The organism is Streptomyces sp. NPDC002845 (assembly GCF_053591955.1).
Genome location: NZ_JBSFUU010000018.1, coordinates 1 through 21,037, shown reverse-complemented (window position 1 = coordinate 21,037; position 21,037 = coordinate 1). Strand labels below are relative to the sequence as shown.

The window sequence follows — 21,037 nt, the reverse complement described above, 5'->3', positions numbered from 1 at the left end:
GCTCTCGACACAGGCTTGGGCGCCCCGGAGGCGTCCAAGGATACAAAGGTGTGCGGCGTCTCCGTCTGGGGCGCATGTGCTGGTTCCTCCTTGCGGCTCGGAGAAGTGGGGGAGGAGCAACAAGCCTTGAACCAGTGGGAGCGCTCCCATATTGAAGAGGGGGGTGAGAAGGGTCAAGGTGCTTGAAGAGTCGAAAAGATTCGATGAACGCAAGATGGCCTCACCTCTGTTCTTTACCGTCACTTGGCGCTACCTTCCGAGCACCAGTGGGAGCGATTCCAACAGTCGACGCGTCCGTCCCGGCCGCGCCTGATCTGCAAGGAGTCGCTCATGCGACACCCCCCGCGTTCAGGTTTCACTAGTTGCCGGTGCGGTGGCCCTCGTCGGGACCGCCGTCGCACCGGTGTTCACCGCTTCGGGAGCCGCACCCGCCTGCACGGTGGGGTACTCGGTCACCAGCCAGTGGGACAGCGGCTTCCAGGGCGACGTGCAGATCACCAACAACCAGTCCACGCTGAGCGATTGGACCCTCACCTTCGACTTCGCCGACGGCCAGCACGTCACCCAGGGCTGGAACGCCAAGTGGTCCCAGTCCGGCACGACGGTCACCGCGGTCAACGAGAACTGGAACGGCACCCTCGCCACCGGCGCCAGCGTCGGCGCCGGGTTCATCGCCTCGTGGTCCGGCGGCAACGCCGTGCCGACGTCGTTCAGGGTCTCCAACAGTGCGGCAATTGCCTTCGGGGCGCTGAGGGATGCTGGATCCGGCCTGGCCGTCACCTTATGGACCGCCTGTCGTTTTACCTGATATCCGCCGCGTGCTTGAAATGCGCGCAGTCCCCGCCACTGGCACTGCGGTTTTCCTGCGGTGATCGGTTCAGCGTCCGGCGGGGCGGCGATCCCAGGGTGCGCCCGCTCGAAAGAGCCGGGGGCAGTCCAGACGTCGGCATCGCGTCACCGCCAGTGACGCCGCATACGGGCTCTGCTCAAGGATCGGCCCGGACTCGTCCGCGCTCGTTACCGCTTCCACCCCTCGGGACCACGCGGCAACCCAGGATCCTCAAGAGTCCCAGAGACGCTCAACGGCACGCTGTGCAACGTGGATTCGGGTCCGTCGCCCGAGCCGACGGACCCGGATCCGGCGGAGCCCGACCCCACGGACCCGCTGCCGACCGACGACGGGCCGCCGGTGGTGAAGGTGTCCTGCAACAAGCTCGTCGACGGCAGCGGCGCGACCCGCCGCCTGCTCGGAGTTGGACCTCGGTCGCGAACGCCTTCAAGGACGACAGGACGGTCGTCTTCGACCTGTTCAACGAGCCCTACCCGGACCGCGCCACCGCCACGGCCACCCAGGCGTGGCAGTGCTGGCGGGACGGCGGCACCTGCCCCGGCATCGGCTACGAGGTCGCCGGAATGCAGGACCTGATCGACGCGATCCGCGGCACCGGAGCCGAGAACGTCATCCTGGCCGGCGGCCTCGCGTACTCGAACGACCTGGGCCAGTGGCTGACGCACAGGCCCAGTGACCCGACGGGAAATCTCGCCGCCGCCTGGCACGTCTACAACTTCAACACCTGTTCCAACGAGGGCTGCTGGAACTCGACACTCGCGCCGGTCGCCGCACAGGTCCCGCTCGTCGCGGGCGAGATCGGCGAGAACACCTGCGCGCACGCCTTCATCGACCGCGTCATGGCGTGGTTCGACGCCCGCGGGCTCTCGTACCTGGGCTGGACCTGGAACACATGGAACTGCAACTCCGGGCCCGCCCTGATCTCCCAGTACGACGGTACGCCCACGTTGTTCGGCATCGGGCTGCGCGATCACCTGCGCTCCCTCGACGGACAGCCCCGCACCGGATAACCCGCACGAACAACCCGCAAGGAGAGGACACCCGCACTGATGAGTCGCACCAGAACGAAAACCGCCCTGCTGGCCGCACTGGCTCTCGTGGGCGGTGCGGCAGGGACCGCCATCGCGGCGGCCCCGGACGACGTCGGCACCGCCGCCGTCCCCTGCACCGTCGACTACACCGTGCAGAACCAGTGGGACACCGGCTTCACCGCCTCCGTGACGGTCACCAACAACAGCGCCGCCAAGTCCTCCTGGTCCGTGGCATGGTCGTACGCCGGAAACCAGACGATCACCAACGGCTGGAACGCGCGGATCAGCCAGAGCGGCACCGACGTCACGGCAGCCAACGAGACGTACAACGCCCCGCTGGCGACCGGCGCTTCGGTCAGCTTCGGCTTCAACGGCACGTACAGCGGCACCAACGCGATACCGACCACCTTCACGCTCGACGGCGTGACCTGCAACGTCGACGACGGCGGCGGTGGCCCCACGGACCCGCCGGACCCGACCGGCCCGAAGGTCGACAACCCGTACTCCGGCGCCAAGGTCTATGTGAACCCGGAGTGGCAGGAGAAGGCCGCGGCCGAGCCGGGCGGTGGCCGCATCGCCAACCAGCCCACCGGCGTCTGGCTCGACCGGATCGCCGCCATCAACGGCGTCAACGGCGGCATGGGCCTGCGCGACCACCTCGACGAGGCGCTGAACCAGAAGGGCTCCGACGAACTCGTCATCCAGCTGGTCATCTACAACCTGCCGGGCCGTGACTGCGCCGCCCTCGCCTCCAACGGCGAGCTGGGCCCGACGGAGATCGACCGCTACAAGACCGAGTACATCGACCCCATCGCCGCGATCCTCGCCGACCCCGCGTACGCGGACCTGCGGATCGTCACCACGGTCGAGATCGACTCCCTGCCCAACCTCATCACCAACACCGGCAGCCGCCCGACGGCCACCCCCGAGTGCGACGTGATGAAGGCCAACGGCAACTACGTCAAGGGCGTCGGCTACGCGCTGAGCGAGCTCGGCGACGTGGAGAACGTCTACAACTACGTGGACGCCGGACACCACGGCTGGATCGGCTGGGACGACAACTTCGCCCCGTCCGCCCAGCTGTTCCACGAGGCCGCGAACGCCGAGGGCGCCACCGTCGACGACGTGCACGGCTTCATCACCAACACGGCGAACTACAGCGCACTGAAGGAGGACCACTTCACGATCAACGACAACGTCGGGGGCACGTCGGTCCGCGAGTCGGCGTGGGTCGACTGGAACCGGTACGTCGACGAGCTGTCCTTCGCCCAGGCCTTCCGCAATGAGCTGGTCTCGGCCGGCTTCAACTCGAACATCGGCATGCTGATCGACACCTCCCGCAACGGCTGGGGCGGCACCGCACGGCCCACCGGCCCGGGTGCGACGACCACCGTGGACACGTACGTCGACGGCGGACGTTACGACCGCCGCATCCACATCGGCAACTGGTGCAACCAGTCCGGAGCCGGACTCGGTGAACGCCCGCAGGCCTCGCCCGAGGCCGGGATCGACGCCTACGTGTGGATGAAGCCGCCGGGGGAGTCCGACGGTTCGAGCGAGTTCATCGACAACGACGAGGGCAAGGGCTTCGACCGGATGTGCGACCCGACGTACACCGGCAACCCGCGCAACGGCAACAACCTGTCCGGCGCGCTGCCCGACGCCCCGATCTCGGGGCACTGGTTCTCCGCCCAGTTCCAGGAGCTGATGCGGAACGCGTACCCGGCGCTGTGATCCCCGGGTGACGCCGTGATCCGTCCGGGGGCGGGGTCAGTCCTCCTGCTCCAGCCCCCGGCGGATCGCGAACTCCACCGGCGAGTAGTTCCCGTCCGCCCGCTCCAGCTGATGGGGCACCGCGGACAGCAGCGCCGGCTGCGCCATGAACCGCGGTCGCGTCCCGTGGTGCGGCTGCGCGGCGTGCACCAGGAACGGATGGCACAGGAAGACGTCGCCGGGCCGTCCGGTGGCGTACGCGAGCGGGCGGTGCGCGGAGGCCGCGTCGATCTCCGCGGCGACGGCCAGGCCGGACACCCCCTCCTCGCCGTACGGCTCAAGGATCTTCGGGATGTCGAGATGGGAGCCGACGCGGACCGCGGTGGGCGCGTCCTCCTCACCGACCTCGCTGAACAGGAACAACATGAGCAGGGCCCGGTCCTTGGAGCGCACATTGGTGTACGGCCAGTCCGCGCCCTCGGGCAGATAGCTGCCTTCGATGTGCCAGCCCGCGTCGTCCGGTTCCTCCTCGTGCGGGAAGCGCAGCGGGAAGGTGCCCAGCGAGTATCGCGACATCCAGCGCCCCTCGCCCACCAGCACGTCGAACGCCTCGTGCAGGACCGGTGTGTTGACGGCAGCCGCGAACGGGCCCTGCGCCACGTCCCCCACCCAGTACACCGGCTGCTTCCAGGTGGCCGGGTCGTCCGGATCGCAGCCCGTCTCCTTCCACAGCAGCCGCGCCCCGTGCTCGGCGACACGCGGCGGGAAGGCGCCCTCGATCCTCACGAACCCGTCGTCGAGGAAACGCTCCACCATCTCGTCGTCCATCGGGCCATCGTGGGCGACCGGCCGCACCGGGCGCACCCGATTTTTTGCCGTTGCGGCAACGGCGGTGGCCCCGCGGCGGTGCGTCGGCGCACGCTGGGCCGCATCCGGACGAGAGGCTGACCACCATGGCGCACGACCACCACGACACGCACCACGAGCACAGCGACACGCACCACCACCACGGCCACACCGACATCGACTGGAGCGAGATGGCCCCGCTGCTCGAAGCGCAGGCGGAGCTGTTCACGCCCCTGTACGAGCAGGCCATGTCCTGGCTGGCCCGGACGCAGACCGAGCCGGGCCTGATCGTCGACGCGGGCAGCGGTCCCGGCGTCGTCTCCTGTCTGCTCGCCCAGACCTGCCCCGGCGCCCGCGTAGTCGCCGTCGACGGCAGCGAGCCACTTCTGGAGCGGGCCCGGGCACGTGCCGACCGGCTCGGTGTCGCCGACCGATTCGGCACCCTCGCCGGTGAACTGCCGGACGTGCTGGGCGACTTGGAGTACCACGCCGATCTGCTGTGGGCCAGCCGCAGCCTGCACCACCTCGGCGACCAGCGGGCCGGTCTCGCCGCCTTCGCCGCGCGGCTGGCGCCCGGCGGCACCCTGGCCATCCTGGAGGGCGGGCTGCCCGCACGCTTCCTGCCGCGCGACATCGGTTTCGGCCGGCCCGGACTGCAGGCACGGCTCGACGCGGTGGAGGAGGAGTGGTTCACGAGGATGCGGGCCGAACTGCCCGGCGCCGTCGCCGAGACCGAGGACTGGGCGGCGCTCATGACCTCCGTGGGCCTCAAGCACTCCGGCACGCGCACCTTCCTCCTCGACCTGCCGGCTCCGGCCACGGACCGGATGCGCGCCTACGTCGCCGCCTCCCTGTCCCGCCTCCGCGACGCCCTCGGCGACCACCTCGACGCCGACGACCGAGCCACCCTGGGCCGCCTCGTCGACCCGGACGACAAGGCGAGCGTGCACCATCGCCCGGACGTCTTCGTCCTGGCGGCCCACACGCTGCACACGGCCGTTCGTACTGGCTGAACACGGCTGAACACGGCTGAACACTGCTGAGCCCGGCTGAACACGGGGGAACACGGGGTGAAGCAGCCGCTCAGCACCGCCCCGGCCGCGCGTACACCGTGATCCGCGCCCCCTGGGCGTACCGGGTCCCGCACTCCACGAAGTACGCGGCGAGCACACGCCGCTTGACGGCTTCCTGAGCCGTCCGGTCGACGGGCTGCCCCGCCGGGTCGCGCACCGCGACGACACGGTTCGCCGCGAGCGCGCGGGCACGGATCACGGGCGCGGCCACCTCCGTGCCGTACAGCGTGTGCGAGTCGACCGGGCCGCGCTCCAGGGCGAGATCGCGCGGCCCGCGCACGGAACCCCATGCGGCCGGCGCCCACACCCGGCGCCGCGCCGGCATGTACAGCACGGCATCGGCGTCGCGACCGGCGGCCCGTATCGCCTCCGCGACGGCGGGCACGTCGTCGGTGCGGCTCTCTGGCGTGCGCAGGTGCAGGGTCACGGGCAGCAGCGTGAGTACGGCGGCTCCGGCGGCGAGCACGGCGGCCGTCCGGGTCCGTCCCCGCGCACGGAGGAGCCGGTCGAGGGCGGCGCCCACCAGCAGCGCCGTGCCCAGGTGGCCGTAGAGCACGTAGCGGTCCACGTACAGCGGCTTGACCAGCGAGAGCAGCAGGAGGAGAAGCGCGGGCAGGACGAGCAGGGACAGCGCGAGCACGGGCAGCCCCACGCGGCCGTGGCCGAGGTCACCGCCGACCACGGCCGCACACGCCACCCCGAGCAGCGTCACCCCGGCGAAGCCCGCCAGCGCCCCGGCCCCGGCCCCGCCGATCCACGCGACCTGGTCCGACTGCCGCATGCTCAGCACGGCGAGCGGGGCGAGGCCCGCGCCGACCGCGAGCGTCACCCGGATTCCCGCCCGACGGGCCGCCCGGGGCAGCGCCACCACGTGCGCGACCGCCGCGAGCACGGCGAACTCGTGCAGCAGGCACGCGGCCAGCAGCACCGCGCCGTAACCGGCCCAGGCCCGGCGGGTACGGGTCCGGACCGCGCCGACGAGCAGATACGACGCCCAGGCGACGAGCGCGCACACGAGTGCGTACGAACGGCCCTCCTGCGCATAGCGCTGCACCGGGGGCAGCAGCGCGAACGCGACCCCGGCGAGCAGTCCCGCGCGAGGCCCGGCGAGACGGTGCCCCAGCAGGGCGACGGTCCCGCTCGCCACGGCGGCCGCCAGCACCGAGGGCAGCCGGAGCACGAGCAGCGGATCAGCTCCGCCGAACACCCGGAACAGGCCGTGCATGAGCAGGTAGTACAGGCCGTGCACGGCGTCGGCCTGCCCGAGCGTCGCCCACAGGTCGGGCAGCGCCCGCCGCGCCATGTCGTACGTCACCGCCTCGTCCCGCCACATGCTGCCGTCGCGCCGGACGCCCCACAGGCCGAGGGCGAGGGAGAGCGCGACGGGGACGAGGACGAGGACGTACGGGGAAAGGCGCGGGCGCCGGACGACGGGTGTGGCCGACGAGGGCGCGGGCAGGAGGCGAGGGCCGGGTGCGTGGGCGGTGGTGATGGCTGACTCCGGTGCGTGGCGGGAGACGCGGGCCGTACGGGCAGGCCGCGCGGCGGGCACCGACGAGTCCAGACGTCAACGGATTGTTGGGCAGCCCCCTTTCGGGGTGCCCAACAATTCGCCCGGGCCGGCCGCCGCAGGTTGTTAGCGTGTTCGGCGGCCGCGAGCGAGGGGGAGACGCACATGGGGCGCCGTGAGAAGCCGCTGGATCCGGGGGACGGGGCGGTGCAGCGGTTCGCGTACGAACTGCGCAAGCTGCGCGACGAGGCGGGCGGTCCGACCTACCGCGCGATGGCGCTCCGCGCCGGCTACTCGGCGCCCACCCTGTCCGCGGCGGCGGGCGGCGAGCGGCTGCCCACACTGCCGGTGCTCCTGGCCTACGTCAGCGCCTGCGGAGGCGACACCGAGGAGTGGGAGCGGCGTTGGCGCGAGGCCGCCGACGCCCACGCGATCACCGGTCCCGGCGACGAGACCTCCCCCTACCCCGGCCTCGCCCGCTTCGAGACCGGCGACGGGGAGCACTTCCACGGCCGGGACGACCTGATCGGCGAACTCGTCGCACTGACCGCCCGGGCCCGGTTCGGGGCCGTCGTGGGCGCCTCGGGCAGCGGCAAGTCGTCCCTGCTGCGGGCGGGGTTGATACCCGCCCTGCGCGAGACGCCCGACCCCGCCCGGCGGCCCGCCGCCATCCGCCTGCTCACCCCGGGCCCGCACCCGGCCCGCACTCACGAGGCGTTGTTCACCCCGCACGACGGCCCCGGTGACACGCTGCTCGTCGTCGACCAGTTCGAGGAGGTCTTCACGCTCTGCGCCGACCCCGGTGAACGCGACCGGTTCGTCGGGCAGTTGGCCGCCGCGACGGACCCCGCGTCCCGGCTGCGCGTACTGATCGCCGTACGCGCCGACTTCTACGGCCGCTGCGCGGAACACGGCCCGCTCGCCGAGGCGCTGCGCGACTCCACGCTGCTCGTCGGGCCGATGTCGACGCAAGGCCTGCGGGAGGCCGTCGTACGACCGGCCATGGCGCGACGGCTCGTCGTCGAACGCGCCCTGACCGCCCGCATCGTCGCCGACGTGGCCGGCGAACCGGGCGGTCTGCCGCTGATGGCCCACGCCCTGCGCGAGGTCTGGCGGCGCCGCACCGGCAAGACGCTCACCCTCGCCGCGTACGAGGCCGTCGGCGGGGTTCAGGGCGCCGTCGCCCACACCGCGGAAGCGGCCTACGCCGACTGCACGCCCGTCGAGGCCGCCGCCGTCCGGGCGCTGCTGCTGCGGCTGGTGCAGCCCGGCGACGGCACCGAGGACACCCGGCGTCCCGTCGGGCGCGCGGAGCTGAGCGGCCTCGGAGAAGTGAGGCACGCCCCCGCGCCGCCCGGCACGGCACCTCGCCGCGTTGTCGCGGCAGCCGGGTACGCCCAGGGTGCTCCAGCCACCGCCGACAGGCGCCCCCATCACCGGACGCGGGCGGCGCGGAAAGGCACCCCGCTTCCCCGAAGCCGCTCGGACGCCGATGAGACCATGGCGAGTGTCCTCGAACGCCTCGTCCGCGCCCGCCTGTTGACCGTCGACGGCGACACGGTCGAGCTCGCCCACGAGGCGCTGATCGGCGCCTGGCCCCGGCTGCGTACCTGGGTCGACGAGGACCGCGAGCGGCTGCGTCTGCACCGCCGGCTCACCGAAGCGGCCCACGGCTGGGCCGAGTTGGGCCGTGACACGGGCGCGCTGTACCGGGGGATACGGCTGAGGGAGGCACGCGAGGCCTTCGGTGACGGAGCCGAAGAGGGGGCGCGGTCGGGCGTGTTGAGCGGCCTCGAACGTGACTTCCTGGCCGCGAGCGTCGCCGCCCACGAGGACGGACGGCGCGCCAGGGCCCGGTCGGCGCGTCGGCTGCGCACGCTCACCGGTGCGCTCGCCGTACTGCTGTGCCTGGCCGTCGTCGCGGGCGTGGCGGCCTGGCGGCAGAGCGGGGTCAGCGCACGCCGGCACGACGAGGCCGAGGCGCGCAGGGTCGCCGCCCTGGCAGACACCTTGCGCGCATCCGAGCCACGCACCGCGATGCGCCTCGCCCTCGCCGCCTGGCACGTCGCCGACCTCCCGGAGAGCCGCGCGGCCCTGCGCACGGCCGCGGCACAGAGCGAGCAGGACGTGTTCACCCAGCCCGAGGAGGGCGGGCGCGCCCTGGACGCGCCGGCCTGGCTCAGCGCCGACGGCCGGGTGCTGACAGCGGTGGCGCACGACCGAGCCGTGCAGTGGGACGTGCGCACGCACCGGCGCATCCGCTCCGTGAATGCCCCGGGCCTGTCCAAGGGCGTGGTCGACGTCAGCGGGGACGGCCGGCTGATCGCCCAGCGGGCACCCGGCGGCAAGGGCACGGTCATCCGCGGGCTCGCCGACGGATCCACCCGGCGGCTGGCGACCGGCGAATGGGGGGACGCGGGCGGCCGGTTCGGGCCGAACGGACGTACCTTCCTCGTCAGCCGCCTCGCCCACGACCCCGGCAGTGACCGCATGGTCCTGGAGGTGTGGGACGTGGACCGGCAGCGCGTGCGGTTCCGCTACGAGCACGGGGAGGACGACGGCCCGTTGCCCCTGCTGAGCCCGGACGAGCGCCACCTCGCCTGGTGCGGGCACGACGACACCCGGCTTCGTGTCCTCGACTTCGCGGCGGGCCGGCTGGTCGCCACCCGCCCACCCCGGTCCACGGAGCGGCTGCTGTGCGAGGGGGAGGAGCTCGTCTTCACCCCGGACGGCCGCTCCGTCGCGGCCGCCACCTCCGCAGGCATCGTGACCTGGGACTTCGGCGCCGGCCGGGAACGCCCCCGGCTGCCGCTGGCGGGCGGCGCGAACGCCGTCGTGTTCCACGGCGCCTACGCACTGACCTGGACCCCCGGCTCCCTCTCCCTGTGGCGCACAGACCTCCCGGAACCCGAGGACGGCGGCCCGCGTGCGCCGCTGCTCACCTACCCGGCGGCGGCGTTGACGATCGGCGACTTCCGGCTGGACCCGGCGGCGGGCGTCCTGCGCTACCGCGAGGGCGGGCGGACCAGCATCGTGCACACACTGTCGCTGCACGGGCTGATGGACCCGGCCTGGCGCGGGAAACCGGCGGCCCGCGCCGCATTCGACACACGAGGCCGACCCGTGACGGCGCACGAGCCTCCCGTCGTCGACAGGGAGAACACCGTCGCGGTCGATCGCACGGGCCGCACCACGCTGACCTACGAGGGCACCCTCGTGGACGTGGCAACCGGCAAGCGGCGTACGGGAGGAGTAGAGGGCGAGGACATCCTTCGCACGGGCGCGTTCAGCCCCGACGCGCGTTACCTCGCCGCCGAGGACTCCGGGGGCCGCCTCACGCTGTGGGACGCGCGAGCCTGGCGCAGGATCGCGGTTCTCAGGCCGACCGGCTCCACCGTGGTGGAGTCGGCTCTGGCTTTCTCCGCAGACGGGTCGTTCCTCGCGGCGAGTGCCGCCGACGGGTCCGTGCAGGTGTGGGAGACGGCCCGGCCGGGGCTGCCCGAGGCGACCGTACCGGTGGGCGACGGGCCTGTCCTCGCCCTGGGATTCGGCGCCGCCGCGGGGGAGGTGCACATCGCCACGCCCCATCTGCCCGACCGGACAAGCCCGTTGGAGCCGAGCGAGGCCGCGACCGAGGTGTGCGTGCGGGCCGGGGGCGGCGCCACCGCGGCCGAGTGGCACCAGTACCTGCCGTCCGTGCCCTACCGCGACATCTGCGGCTCTTCCTGAGCGGCACTTGACTTCGAGAGCGCTCCAAGTGATGGATTCCCCGCCGTTCACCGAGACGCAGGGGGTAACCATGACCGACTCTCCGGTCGCACTCATCACCGGCGGCGGCAGCGGCATCGGCGCCGCGGCCGCCCGGCAGCTGCTGGACGCCGGGCACCGGGTGGCCGTCACCGGACGGGGTGAGGCGCGGCTGCGCGGCCCGGCCGAGGAACTCGGCGATCCCGAAGGGCTGTTGACCATCGCGGGGAACGCGGCCGAGTACGACGACGTACGGTCGGCCGTCGACACCGTGCTCAAGGAATACGGCCGACTGGACACCGTCGTCGCCAACGCCGGTGTCGCCACGCACGACTCGGTCGCGGAGGGCGATCCCGCCGGGTGGACCGAGATGGTGCTGACCAATGTCCTCGGACCGGCACTGCTCATCCGGGCCTCCATCGACGCTCTGAAGGAAACCCGCGGCCGGATCGTGCTGGTCGGCAGTGTCGCCGGGTTCGTGCCCACGCCGGGCAATCTCTACGGGGCGACGATGGGGGTCCCCCCGCTCGAGCGAAGCCGAGAGTGGGGGAGGGTGGTGACCGCCTCGCCGAGAACACCCGGCGGCAGGTCACCGAGTGGGGCGTGGGCGTGACCCTGATCGCGCCCGGCCGGGTGGAGACCCCGTTCTGGGACAGTCACGGCGGCCTGCCACCGGGCCGGTTGCTCACCGCCGACCAGCTCGCCGACTCGATCGTCTGGGCCATCCGCCGGCCGCCCGGCGTGGACGTCAACACCGTGGTCGTACGGCCGATCGGGCAGCCCAACTGACGTGGACGGACCCGCCCCGGGACGGTGACGCCGGTCCCGGGGCGCCGAGCCGTACGCGTCTTCAGACCATGTCGAGCGTCGCCGGGTCGGGGCCGATCCGGCGGTCCTCGTTGAGCGCGCTGATCGCCGCGAGGTCCTCGGTGTCCAGGCTGAAGTCGAAGACCTTGATGTTCTCCGCGATACGGGACGGGGTCACCGACTTGGGGATGACGACGTTGCCGAGCTGGAGGTGCCAGCGCAGCACGACCTGGGCCGGGGTGCGCCCGTGTTTCTGGGCGATGGCGACGATCGCCGGGACCTCCAGGAGGCCCTTGCCCTGGCCGAGCGGCGACCAGGCCTCGGTGGCGATGCCCTGCTCCGCGTGGTACTCACGGGCCGCGTGCTGCTGGAGGTGCGGGTGCAGCTCGATCTGGTTGACGGCCGGGATGACGGACGTCGCGTCGATCAGCCGCTCCAGGTGCTCCGGAAGGAAGTTGGAGACACCGATGGCACGGGCGCGGCCGTCCGCGTACAGCTTCTCGAAGGCCTTGTAGGTGTCCACGAACTTGTTCCTGGACGGCAGCGGCCAGTGGATCAGGTACAGGTCCACGAACTCCAGGCCGAGCTTCTCCAGGGACGCGTCGAAGGCGCGCATCGTGGCGTCGTACCCCTGGTCGGCGTTCCAGAGCTTGGTGGTGACGAAGAGGTCCTTGCGGGGGATGCCGCAGGCGGCGATGGCCTTGCCGGTGCCTGCCTCATTGCCGTAGATCGCCGCTGTGTCGATGCTGCGGTACCCGGCCTCCAGCGCGGTGCCGACCGCCCGCTCCGCATCGTCGTCCGGCACCTGCCAGACGCCGAAGCCCAGCTGGGGCATCGCGACGCCGTTGTTCAGGATGATCGGGGGGACCTTGCTGCTCACGAGCTCTCGATCCTTCGGTTGTCGTCAGGTGTCACTTCCATCGTCAACGATCACGGGCCGTAGCGCATTCCTGACCGGTGAGCTCGTCGTACGTATCACAGATTGGCCTGGGATATGACATAGGCTCTCAGGCTCGGTACAGCGCCTCGACTTCCTTCCCGTACGCGTCCTCGATCGCCTTGCGTTTCAGCTTCAGCGAGGGTGTCAGCAGGCCGTGTTCCTCGGTGAACTGACGGGCCAGTATCCGGAACGTACGGATCGACTCGGCCTGCGACACCTGGGTGTTCGCGGCGACCACGGCCCGCCGTACCTCGTTCTCCAGGTCGGCGTCGCGGACGAGCTCGGACGGGGTCATCGTGGACTTGCCCCGCATCTGGAGCCAGTGTTCGACGGCCTCGGCGTCGAGGGTGACGAGGGCGGCGATGTACGGCCGGTCGTTGCCGACGACGATGCACTGGGCGACGAGCGGATGATCGCGGACGCGCTCCTCCAGGAGGGTGGGCGAGACGCTCTTGCCGCCCGAGGTCACCAGGATCTCCTTCTTGCGCCCGGTGATGGTGAGGAAGCCGTCCTCGTCGAGGGAGCCCAGGTCGCCGGTGGCGAGCCAGCCGTCGTGCAGGGTCTCGTCGGTGGCCTTGGGGTTGTTGAGGTAGCCCTGGAAGACGTTCTCGCCGCGCAGCCAGATCTCGCCGTCGTCCGCGATGTGCACGGTCATGCCCGGGATGGGTTGGCCGACCGTGCCGTACCGGGTCCGCTCGGGCGGGTTGGCGGTCGCGGCCGCGGTGCACTCGGTGAGGCCGTAGCCCTCGTAGATGTGGACGCCCGCGCCCGCGAAGAACAGCCCGAGCCGCCGGTCCATCGCCGAGCCGCCCGACATCGCCTGCCGTACGCGTCCGCCCATCGCGGCCCGGATCTTGGAGTAGACGGCCTTCTCGAAGAACTGGTGCTGCATCCGCAGGCTCGCCGACGGACCGGGTCCGATGCCCCAGGCCTTCGCCTCCATCGCGTCCGCGTATTTCACGGCGACCTCGACGGCCTTCTCGAAGAGGCCGCCCCTGCCCTCACGCTCGGCCTTGCGCCGCGCCGCGTTGAAGACCTTCTCGAAGATGTACGGCACCGCCAGGAAGAACGTCGGCCGGAAGGCGGCCAGGTCGGGCAGCAGGGCCGCCGCGTTGAGCTGCGGCTGGTGGCCGAACTTGACCCTCCCGCGGATCGCGGCGACCTGCACCATGCGCCCGAAGACATGCGCGAGCGGCAGGAACAGCAGGGTCGCCGCCTCGTCGCCCTTCTTGGAGTGGAAGACCGGCTCCCAGCGCCGGATGACCGTGTCGGTCTCGAACATGAAGTTCGCGTGGCTGATGACGCACCCTTTGGGGCGTCCCGTCGTACCGGACGTGTAGATGATCGTCGCGATCGACTCGGGCGTGACCGCGCGCCGGTGCCGGTGCACCACCTCGTCGTCGAGGTGCGCCCCCGACTCGTACAGCTCCCGCACGGCGCCGGCGTCGAGCTGCCACAGCCGGTGCATGTGCGGGAGCCGGTCGATGACCGTGGCGACGGTCATCGCGTGGTCCTCGTGCTCGACCATGGCCGCCGACACCTGGGCGTCGTGCAGCATCCAGAAGACCTGCTCGGCCGAGGAGGTGGGGTAGATGGGGACGACCTGGGCGCCGATGGTCCACAGGGCGTAGTCGAAGAGCGTCCACTCGTAGCGCGTAGGGCACATGATGGCGACCCGGTCGCCGAATCGTATGCCTTGTGCCAGCAGTCCCTTGGCGAGGGCGAGCACCTCGTCGCGGAACTCGGCGGAGGTCACGTCGCGCCACCGGCCCTCTTCGTCCTTGCGGCCCAGGGCGACGTGGAGCGGGTCCGCGAGGGCATGCTCGAAGACGTCGTCGGCCAGGCCGCCCACCGGCGGCGCCGACGCCAACGGAGGGTTGGTGAACTCGCGCAATCCCCGCTCCTTGTGGCGCTCCGCACAGCGCCGTGAAAGCTACCCCACCCCGATGAGGGGCGGGAGGGGTGTCGGGGTGCCCTCGGGTGCGGCTACGGCGTGGGAGGACCGGTGGATATGCCCGCAGATGCGGAGGTGTCGGACGGGATACTTGACTCCCGAGTAAGTTTCGCTCCCGTAATCTCCACGGAATCTGTACGCCGCGGTCACGGTGCGCACCTGAGCCTGTACGGACTCGGAAGATCCCCTTCCCCCATGCTCCGGGCCGCCGGGGCCGGATCGCGCCGCTTCACGCTCCGGCCCCGACATCTGTACCAGCGCAGCGGTGGCCCGGACCGTCACACCGGTCGACCGCCGCCGCCCGGGCCTCCCGCACGAACCCTGTCGCCGCCCCCGCCGCCCCCTACGCCCGCCGCCCCCGCTGCAACCGGTCCCCGCCCGCCAGAATCGCCGCGGCCAGCGCATCGGCCGCCCCCTGCGCGGAAGCGCGTCGGCGGCCATGGACCAGGACGAAGTCCACCTCGCCCAGCTCGGGCAACCCGGCACGGTCCGGCACCCGGACCAACCCCGGCGGCACCAGACCCCGCGAGTGGGCCATCACCCCGAGACCGGCACGGGCGGCCGCGATGAGCCCGTTGAGGCTGCCGCTGGTGCAGACGATGCGCCAGGGCCGCCCCTCACGCTCCAGCGCCTCCAGGGCGAGGGCCCGTGTGATCCCCGGCGGCGGAAACACGATGAGCGGCACCGGCCGCCCGGCGTCCAGGCGCAGCCGCTCCGCACCGATCCACACCAGCCGGTCGTGCCAGACGAGCTCGCCCCGCGGATCCTCCGGACGCCGCTTCGCCAGGACCAGGTCGAGCCTGCCCGCCGCCAACTTCTCGTGCAGCGTGCCCGACAACTCGACGGTCAGCTCCAGATCCACCTCGGGATGGTCGTGCCGGAACCCCTCCAGGATCTCCGGAAGCCGGGTCAGCACGAAGTCCTCCGACGCCCCGAACCGCAGCCGCCCCCGAAGCCGCGTCCCGGTGAAGAACGCCGTCGCCTGCTCGTGCACCTCCAGGATCCGCCGCGCGAACAGGAGCATCGCCTCCCCGTCCTCCGTCAGCTCCACGGAGTGGGTGTCCCGGGAGAACAGCTGCCGTCCCGTGGCCTCCTCCAGGCGGCGCACATGCTGGCTGACCGTGGACTGACGCAGCCCGAGGCGGCGAGCGGCCTGCGTGAAGCTCAGCGTCTGGGCCACCGCCAGGAACGTACGCAGATGGGCGGGCTCGTACACGGAACCAGGCTAGCCGGTCATCACGGAACACGATGACAGTCAGAGCCGTATACCGGATTCCCGATCGCGGGGCGGAGGAGGACGATGGAAAGGGCACGCCCCGTCCCCGCGACGAGTGTCGAGAACGAGTCGGACGACCCAGCATGTGGAGCACCGTGAAACGCCTGACGTGGCCGCGTTGGCTGCCGATCGACCCGTACATCCTCCTGTTGCTCGGGACGGTGGGACTCGCCTCACTCCTCCCGGCCCGGGGTACGGCCGCCGACGTCGCGTCGGGCGCGTCCACGGGCGCGATCGCCCTGCTCTTCTTCCTGTACGGCGCCCGGCTCTCCACCCGTGAGGCGCTGGACGGGCTCAGGCACTGGCGGCTGCACGTCACCGTCCTCGCCTGCACATTCGTCGTGTTCCCGCTGTTGGGCCTCGCCGCCCGCGGCCTCGAACCGGTGTTCCTGCCCCACTCCCTCTACGTCGGGCTCCTCTTCCTCACCCTCGTCCCGTCGACCGTCCAGTCGTCGATCGCCTTCACCTCGATCGCGCGCGGCAACGTGCCCGCCGCGATCTGCGCGGGCTCCTTCTCCTCCCTCGCGGGCATCGTCGGCACCCCGCTCCTCGCGGCGGCCCTGCTCGGCAGCAGCGTGGGCGGGTTCAGCGCGGACTCGATCCTCAAAATCGTGTTCCAACTCCTCGTCCCGTTCGTCGCGGGGCAGGTCTTGCGCCGCTGCGGAGTCAAAAGGGGCCGCGCGCAGCGCGTCGGGCAGGGTGGTGGTGGGCGACGGGTGGGCAGCTTCATCACCCGGCACAAGCGGCTCCTCGGCCTCGTCGACCGCGGCTCGATCCTCCTGGTCGTCTACACCGCGTTCAGCGAGGGCATGGTCCGCGGCATCTGGCACCAGGTGAGCCCGCTGCGGCTCGCCGGGCTGCTCGTCGCGGAGGCCGTGCTGCTCGCGGTGATGCTGACGCTCAGCTGGTACGGCGCGAAGGCGCTGCGCTTCAACCGGGAGGACCGGATCGCGATCCAGTTCGCCGGTTCGAAGAAGTCCCTGGCCGCCGGGCTGCCCATGGCCGGTGTCCTGTTCGGCGGCGAGGCCGCGCTCGCCGTGCTGCCGCTGATGCTCTTCCACCAGATGCAGCTCATGGTGTGCGCGGTCATCGCCAAACGCCGCTCCCGCGACCCGCTGGACCCGGCGGTCACTCAGGAGCGGGACGCGGCGATACGAACCGCGGCCGGTACCGGGACACGTCCCGGCTGAGGTTGAGCTGCGCTGCGTGGCGTTCGCGTCCAGCCAGTCGACGTCGTAGCTGAGGACCAGCCGGTCGCCGCCCAGCGGCTCATGGGCCTGTGGGTTGTACGCCGCCACCTCGCCGTCCGGGAGGGGCGAAGCCCTCGGCGGGGCCGTGCCAGGGGCCGGTGGGCGAGCAGGCCCAGTACGAGGTGATGGTCGTCAGGCCCCGCGCCCCGGCCGCCATGGTGAACAGGACGTACGTACGGCCGTCCCGTACGACCGTGAACGCACTGCCCACCCCGCTGCTCGGCCCGCCCCTGAGCACCGGTTCCGGCCGCCCGCACACCGCCCACCGCGCGCCGTCCCAGTACTCCCAGGCCCCCGGTTCCCCGAGCCTGCCGCGCGGCACCCGGGCGACGTACGCGTTCGAGACCGGCCGGGAGGCGGCCTCGGCGTCGTCACCGCCGAAGACGTACGTCCACTCGCCCGAGTCGACCGCCGTCGTGCCGAACAGCACGCGCCGCGCCGGGGCGGCGACCGACCGCTGGTCCAGGACCGTCGTGATGTCCTCCAGCCGCAGATCGGGGAGGGAGAGCGTGGCGACCTCGGTCGCCGTGGGCACCCCGTAGATCCACGGGGACGCGCCCTGCGTACGGGTCCACAGCAGGACGCGGACGACCTGTCCGGCGGAGCCGGGGGAGCGGGGTTCGACGCGGGCCGCGACCGGCCGGCGCCACTGCCGCGGGCCGGGGTCGGGGAACACGGGCGCGGGGAGCGTCGACTCCAGCCGGCCCGAACCCGACATCACCACGGCCGAGTTGCGTACCAGGGGTGCCGTGGTGTCCCGCCAGGCGACGGACTCACCGGCAGGGTTGGGCGGGCCGTACACCTGGCCGAGACAGGTGTCCGAGAACAGCCACAGCACCCGCCCGTCCGGCAGCCGCACCGAGTGGGTGCCGTCGCCGCCGGTCCAGTCGTCGGTGCGGGTGCCGTCGTCGCCGTAGCGTGCGAACTCGCCCGTGAGTGAGGCGTCGGTGCTCCAGGACTTCACCGTGCGGGACGCGCAGGTGCCGCCGCCCTCCCGGTCGTCGTCCGGGAGGGCGGTGAGCACCACGGCCGCGAGGACCAGGGCCAGGATCAGTCCCAGCCCGGTCGCCGTCCGCCGTCGTGCTCGGGCGTCGTCGGGCACGGACGGGACGTTAGTTGTCTCCGCTCACCCGGTCCATGGGCAGCCACAGGATCAGGTCGCGGGTCGCCGCGATCCCGCGGTCCTGCGAGAGCACCGTGCCGAACTCGGTGACGTCCAGCGCCCGGCCGTAGACGCGGACGTCGTCGATCGCCCCGGTGAAGTGCGCCCGGCTGTCCGGCTTCTGGCCGATGTGCACCCCGAACGGCGAGTTGCGGCTGACCGATCCGGGCAGATCGGCGGTGGTGATCGGGGTGGCGTCGATGAAGAGCGTGAGTTTCCCGCCGCCGCGGCGCAGCGCGAGATGGTGCCACTGGCCGTCGTTGTACGCGCCCGTCGTGCGCACGGACGTGGTCTGGGGCGACGCGGCCCCGTCCCGTACGGTGATCAGGCCCTGGACGCGGTCCGACGCGGGCTCCGCTCGCAGCCACACCTGCGGCTGCGAGTTCCCGACGCCGCCCATCCACAGCAGCGGCTGCTCACCGGTCGTGGCCGTGTGGCGGAACCACAGGGACACCGTGAAGTCCTTCGTCCCCAGCGGCAGTTCGGGCCGGTACGGCAGTCGTACGGCGTCGTCGACACCGTCGAACTCAAGTGCGCCGCCGAACACGCCGTACGCCTCCCGGGGGCCGCCGAGCACCGGCGCGCGCTTGCCGCCCGGGGCCTGGTCGGCCGTCGTCGGGTCGGCCCCGCGCTGCGGCTTCAGCCAGTCCTCGGTGAACCGGGCGAAGCGGATCTCGTCGCGGGCGTCGACCGCGCCGCCCTCGTACATCAGCCCGACGGTGTCGCCGCCGATGTGCACCATGTCCGAGTAGCCGGACCAGTCCGTGGTGACGACCGTGCCCCGGTCGACGCTCTCCCAGGTGCGGCCGTCGTCGTACGAGGAGCGGATCATCATCGTCCGGCGGCGGTCCGGGTCGGCCGGGCAGGCGAGCAGTATCCGGTCGCCGAGGCGCAGTGAGGAGCCCTGGACCTGGGGTGTGTAGAGGTCGGGGAACGTCTGGAAGGGGGAGTCGAAGGTGTCGCCGCCGTCACGGCTGACGGTCTGGGTGCGGTGGCCGAGGTCGGTGCCGTCCTGCTCGCGCCCGCTGACGAGGAGCGAGCCGTCGGAGCGCTCGGTGAGGGTCATCTCGGACGGCTTCTGGCGGAACGTGCCGTCGGCTCCCGTCCGCCAGGTGTCCGTCGCGCCGATCCGCCAGTGCTCGCCGCCGTCGTCACTGACGACGAGGGCGGCGTGGTTGGCGGCGACCCGGTTGTCGGCCCAGGTCTCGGTGTTGACGCCGAAGACGAGCCGCCCGGCGTGCCTGCCCCGGGTGAGCTGGATGCCGTGCACGGGACCGGTGGCGTACCAGGAGTTCCAGTGTGCCGGGAGGATCTCGTCGCTCAGGTCGCGCGGCTGGGACCAGGTCAGGCCGTCGTCGTCGCTGTACTGCAGGTGCGGGGTGCGGTCGCAGGGCACCTGGCAGTTGGCGCTGTCCGTACGGCCCGTGTTGTACGTCTCGGCCAGCACGATCCGGCCGGTCTCGCGGTCCACGACCGGCGCGGGGTTGCCGTGGGTGTCGCCCCCGCCCTCGTTGACCACCTGCAGCGGGCCCCAGGTGCGGCCGCCGTCCGTGGACCGCTTGAGCACGATGTCGATGTCGGCCGCGTCCCCGCAGTTCAGCACCCGTCCCTCGGCGAACGCCAGCAGTGTGTCCTCGGTCGTCCTCACGATGGCCGGGATGCGGAAGCAGGCGTAGCCCGGGTCCTGGGACGCCTTGAACAGCACCTGCTGCTCGAACTCGCCCGCCGTGGGCGTCTCCTCGGCGCCCGCCGGACTCGGCAGCGCGATTAACGCCGCCCCGGTGAGGGCGGCGGTGAGAGCCGAGCCGAGCGTGGCTCTGAGACGTACGCGGAGCAGCGTGGATCTGAGACGTGCAGGGTGACTCGACGGCATGGTGCGGCCCGCCCTTCATGCATCTGGGCATATGAACATCTGGACATCCCATGTCCAACGTGCGGCCACAGACGCTACTTCGGCGCTCAGTCGCCTCACAGGAACCGCGCCGACCGTGTTGCGGCAGTACGCCGTACGGGTGATGACGGAGCGTCAGGACAGTGTGAGCCGGTCGGCCGGCGGACCTTGCGCCGAACGTGACGAGCCCGGTGCGCCTGCCGAACCCGAGCAGTTCACGGAACTGTCGATCCGGATTTCCGGCACGGACGGCTGACGCGGGCTAACGTTCCGTCATGACCGCACCGGACACCGAACCCCGACTCGTGCTCGACCCCGCCCGGACCGCCCTCGTGCTCGTCGACCTGATGGACCGCATCGTCGGGCTGCCCCTGGAACCCCGCAAGGGAAACGACGTCCTGATCGCCGCCGAGGAACTGGCCCGCGCCTTCCGTGCCGCCGGCGCCCTGGTCGTGCTCATCCGGGTCGAACGCCTCGGCGTGGCCGAGCAGCCGCCCGGCAGCGGCCTCGTCGCGGGCCTCGCCCAGGACGGCGACCTCACCGTGGTGAAGCGGACCATCGGCGGTTTCCAGGGCACCGGCCTCGACGAGCGGCTGCGCGAACGCGGCATCACCACCCTCGTCTTCGGCGGCATCGCCACCAACCTCGGCGTCGAGTCCACCGCCCGCGCCGCCTGCGACCTCGGCTACGACCTCGTCTTCGTGGAGGAGGCCATGTCCGCCTTCACCGCCGCGGAGCACGAGGCGTCGGTGCGGCTGGACTTTCCGCGGCTGGGGACGGTGGCTCGGGCTGCGGACGTGAGCTTCGTGAACGGCTGAGGCAAGTCACCCCGCCCACACCAACGAACGATGCGGGCCGTGCAACAGCACGTATCCCAACGCGTCGGCCGCGAGAGAGCCGTAGGGGCGCGCCGGTGCCGAGAGCCCGAGCGCGCGCAGGCCCGACGAAGGATCATCATCGGCAGCGCGATCCGGGTGAAGATCCGCC

The 21,037-nt window shown here is 71.8% G+C and carries 12 protein-coding genes and 3 pseudogenes; 8 read left to right on the top strand and 7 right to left on the bottom strand.

Annotation, left to right across the window (positions count from 1 at the left end; genetic code table 11):
• Positions 1-330: 330 nt before the first annotated feature.
• Positions 331-1,860: pseudogene (locus ACWD3C_RS15335) on the top strand (cellulose binding domain-containing protein); the annotation flags it as partial.
• Positions 1,861-1,899: 39 nt separating this feature from the next.
• The gene (locus ACWD3C_RS15330; RefSeq protein ID WP_451143981.1) at positions 1,900-3,615 is read left to right on the top strand and encodes a glycoside hydrolase family 6 protein; all 1,716 of its coding nucleotides are present in this window, start codon (positions 1,900-1,902) and stop codon (positions 3,613-3,615) included.
• A 36-nt stretch (positions 3,616-3,651) separates the two neighbouring features.
• Here ACWD3C_RS15330 and ACWD3C_RS15325 read toward each other — a convergent pair whose 3' ends face one another.
• A complete protein-coding gene (locus ACWD3C_RS15325) occupies positions 3,652-4,422 on the bottom strand; it encodes a phytanoyl-CoA dioxygenase family protein (protein WP_451143979.1) in 771 nt (256 codons plus the stop codon).
• 125 nt (positions 4,423-4,547) lie between these two features.
• On the opposite strand from ACWD3C_RS15325, the gene ACWD3C_RS15320 reads away from it, so the two are divergent.
• Positions 4,548-5,453, top strand: a complete 906-nt coding sequence (locus tag ACWD3C_RS15320) for a class I SAM-dependent methyltransferase (protein ID WP_451143977.1) — start codon at positions 4,548-4,550, stop codon at positions 5,451-5,453.
• A 70-nt stretch (positions 5,454-5,523) separates the two neighbouring features.
• Here ACWD3C_RS15320 and ACWD3C_RS15315 read toward each other — a convergent pair whose 3' ends face one another.
• Positions 5,524-7,065 (bottom strand): glycosyltransferase family 39 protein, encoded by a 1,542-nt coding sequence (locus tag ACWD3C_RS15315; RefSeq protein ID WP_451143975.1) that lies wholly within the window; start codon positions 7,063-7,065, stop codon positions 5,524-5,526.
• A 123-nt stretch (positions 7,066-7,188) separates the two neighbouring features.
• Between ACWD3C_RS15315 and ACWD3C_RS15310 the strand changes: the two genes are divergently transcribed.
• Both ACWD3C_RS15310 and ACWD3C_RS15305 read left to right on the top strand, forming a co-directional pair.
• Positions 7,189-10,752: an nSTAND1 domain-containing NTPase gene (locus ACWD3C_RS15310; RefSeq protein ID WP_451143973.1), complete on the top strand. Its 3,564-nt coding sequence runs from the start codon at positions 7,189-7,191 to the stop codon at positions 10,750-10,752.
• Positions 10,753-10,822: 70 nt separating this feature from the next.
• Positions 10,823-11,559 (top strand): annotated as a pseudogene (locus ACWD3C_RS15305) (SDR family oxidoreductase).
• A gap of 61 nt (positions 11,560-11,620) precedes the next feature.
• Here ACWD3C_RS15305 and ACWD3C_RS15300 read toward each other — a convergent pair.
• From ACWD3C_RS15300 to ACWD3C_RS15290, 3 genes are all read right to left on the bottom strand, one after another.
• Positions 11,621-12,457: an aldo/keto reductase gene (locus ACWD3C_RS15300; RefSeq protein WP_451143971.1), complete on the bottom strand. Its 837-nt coding sequence runs from the start codon at positions 12,455-12,457 to the stop codon at positions 11,621-11,623.
• A 127-nt stretch (positions 12,458-12,584) separates the two neighbouring features.
• Positions 12,585-14,411 (bottom strand): AMP-dependent synthetase/ligase, encoded by a 1,827-nt coding sequence (locus ACWD3C_RS15295; protein WP_451143969.1) that lies wholly within the window; start codon positions 14,409-14,411, stop codon positions 12,585-12,587.
• A 403-nt stretch (positions 14,412-14,814) separates the two neighbouring features.
• Positions 14,815-15,687 (bottom strand): LysR substrate-binding domain-containing protein, encoded by an 873-nt coding sequence (locus ACWD3C_RS15290; protein ID WP_451143967.1) that lies wholly within the window; start codon positions 15,685-15,687, stop codon positions 14,815-14,817.
• Positions 15,688-15,842: 155 nt separating this feature from the next.
• On the opposite strand from ACWD3C_RS15290, the gene ACWD3C_RS15285 reads away from it, so the two are divergent.
• Positions 15,843-16,937, top strand: coding sequence for a bile acid:sodium symporter family protein (locus ACWD3C_RS15285; protein WP_451143965.1), 1,095 nt, complete (start codon positions 15,843-15,845; stop codon positions 16,935-16,937).
• On the opposite strand, the pseudogene ACWD3C_RS15280 reads toward ACWD3C_RS15285, so the two are convergent.
• A pseudogene (locus ACWD3C_RS15280) lies at positions 16,876-18,099 on the bottom strand (hypothetical protein). The gene ACWD3C_RS15285 and the pseudogene ACWD3C_RS15280 overlap by 62 nt on opposite strands.
• A gap of 10 nt (positions 18,100-18,109) precedes the next feature.
• Positions 18,110-20,032: an exo-alpha-sialidase gene (locus ACWD3C_RS15275; RefSeq protein WP_451143963.1), complete on the bottom strand. Its 1,923-nt coding sequence runs from the start codon at positions 20,030-20,032 to the stop codon at positions 18,110-18,112.
• Between the two features lie 115 nt (positions 20,033-20,147).
• On the opposite strand from ACWD3C_RS15275, the gene ACWD3C_RS15270 reads away from it, so the two are divergent.
• Both ACWD3C_RS15270 and ACWD3C_RS15265 read left to right on the top strand, forming a co-directional pair.
• Complete coding sequence (locus ACWD3C_RS15270) at positions 20,148-20,306, top strand: hypothetical protein (protein WP_451143961.1); 159 nt, start codon at positions 20,148-20,150, stop codon at positions 20,304-20,306.
• Positions 20,307-20,325: 19 nt separating this feature from the next.
• Positions 20,326-20,868, top strand: coding sequence for an isochorismatase family protein (locus ACWD3C_RS15265; RefSeq protein WP_451143959.1), 543 nt, complete (start codon positions 20,326-20,328; stop codon positions 20,866-20,868).
• Positions 20,869-21,037 lie beyond the last annotated feature (169 nt).